Source organism: Mycobacterium sp. DHQP2018-32-09, assembly GCF_058148405.1.
The window spans coordinates 1-395 of sequence record NZ_JBYVYK010000193.1 but is presented as its reverse complement, the minus strand read 5'-3'; the positions used below and the strand labels follow the sequence as shown (position 1 = coordinate 395).

General features: G+C 62.8%; 1 protein-coding gene. It reads left to right on the top strand.

Translation table 11 applies throughout. The features are described 5' to 3' along the window. Nucleotides 1-116 precede the first annotated feature (116 nt). Nucleotides 117-395: AMP-binding protein (locus AC30CM_RS27310; protein ID WP_490120023.1), on the top strand; the 279-nt coding region annotated here is incomplete at its 3' end.

Genomic DNA, 395 nt, shown 5'->3' with positions numbered 1-395 from the left:
GCCGAGGACGCCCTTGACGCGTACACCGAACCCAAGATGGTCACCGTCGACCTGTCCGGCGGAGTCGACGGCAAGGCCTACGGAATGCTCTTCAGCAGCTAGAAATTGGAGATTCGATGACTACCCCTCAGACACTTCCGCGCGCATTCCAGGGCCACGTTGCCGAACGTCCGGATGAGCTCGCGCTCAGTGCCTTTGGCAGGGACTACGTATTGACCTGGGCGCAGTACGGCGCCGAGGTCGAGCGAGTGGCCGGCGGTCTGGCCGAGCTGGGTCTGGGCCGTGGCGATGTCCTGGCGACATTGCTCACCAATCGGCCCGAGTTCAATATCACCGAGTTGGCGGCGAACCATCTGGGAGCCACCACCTTCTCGATCTACAACACCTGCTCCGCC